This window comes from Leptolyngbya sp. AS-A5 (assembly GCF_039962495.1).
Lineage (GTDB): Bacteria > Cyanobacteriota > Cyanobacteriia > Leptolyngbyales > Leptolyngbyaceae > Leptolyngbya.
In genome coordinates this window covers 1-1557 of record NZ_JAMPLL010000084.1, presented here as the reverse complement: position 1 = coordinate 1557, position 1557 = coordinate 1, and the positions used below count along the sequence as shown (strand labels likewise).

The 1557-nt window shown below is 53.5% G+C and carries 1 rRNA gene; it reads right to left on the bottom strand.

Annotated elements, in window-relative coordinates:
* Positions 1-66: 66 nt before the first annotated feature.
* A 16S ribosomal RNA gene (locus NC980_RS26255) occupies positions 67-1556 on the bottom strand.
* Position 1557 lies beyond the last annotated feature (1 nt).

The window sequence follows — 1557 nt, the reverse complement described above, 5'->3', positions numbered from 1 at the left end:
ACCGACCTTGAGATGACCAACTTCTGCTTGAGACAGCGCTCAAACAAGAAGGGGTAGGTCTCCCTTTAAGGAGGTGATCCAGCCACACCTTCCGGTACGGCTACCTTGTTACGACTTCACCCCAGTCATCAGCCCCACCTTCGGCATCCTCCTCCGCGAACGGTTAGAGTAACGACTTCGGGCGTGACCAACTCCCATGGTGTGACGGGCGGTGTGTACAAGGCCCGGGAACGTATTCACCGCAGTATGCTGACCTGCGATTACTAGCGATTCCGCCTTCATGCAGGCGAGTTGCAGCCTGCAATCTGAACTGAGCGTTGGTTTATGAGATTGGCTCACCCTCGCGGGCTGGCGGCTCTTTGTCCAACGCATTGTAGTACGTGTGTAGCCCAAGGCGTATGGGGCATGCTGACTTGACGTCATCCACACCTTCCTCCGGTTTGTCACCGGCAGTCTCTCTAGAGTGCCCAACTAAATGCTGGCAACTAAAAACGTGGGTTGCGCTCGTTGCGGGACTTAACCCAACATCTCACGACACGAGCTGACGACAGCCATGCACCACCTGTCTCTCGGTTCCCGAAGGCACCCCTCCCTTTCAAGAGGGTTCCGAGGATGTCAAGCCTTGGTAAGGTTCTTCGCGTTGCATCGAATTAAACCACATACTCCACCGCTTGTGCGGGCCCCCGTCAATTCCTTTGAGTTTCACACTTGCGTGCGTACTCCCCAGGCGGACAACTTAACGCGTTGGCTACGGCACGGCTCGGGTCGATACGAACCACACCTAGTTGTCATCGTTTACGGCTAGGACTACAGGGGTATCTAATCCCTTTCGCTCCCCTAGCTTTCGTCCCTCAGTGTCAGTGCAGACCCAGTCACACGCTTTCGCCGCTGGTGTTCTTCCCAATATCTACGCATTTCACCGCTACACTGGGAATTCCTGTAACCCCTATCGCACTCTAGCTCTATAGTTTCCTCCGCCCGTATGCAGTTAAGCTGCACGATTTGACAAAAGACTTATAAAGCCACCTACGGACGCTTTACGCCCAATGATTCCGGATAACGCTTGCATCCTCCGTATTACCGCGGCTGCTGGCACGGAGTTAGCCGATGCTGATTCATTAGGTACCGTCATCAATTCTTCCCTAATAAAAGAGGTTTACACCCCAAAAGGCTTCCTCCCTCACGCGGTATTGCTCCGTCAGGCTTGCGCCCATTGCGGAAAATTCCCCACTGCTGCCTCCCGTAGGAGTCTGGACCGTGTCTCAGTTCCAGTGTGCCTGGTCATCCTCTCAGACCAAGTACAGATCGTAGGCTTGGTGTGCCGTTACCACTCCAACTACCTAATCTGACGCGAGCCAATCTTTAGACAATAAATCTTTCACCTTTCGGCACATTCGGTATTAGCAGTCGTTTCCAACTGTTGTCCCCAATCTAAAGGCATGTTCTCACGCGTTACTCACCCGTCCGCCACTAAAGACCGAAGTCTTCCGTTCGACTTGCATGTGTTAAGCATACCGCCAGCGTTCATCCTGAGCCAGGATCAAACTCTCCATGTTG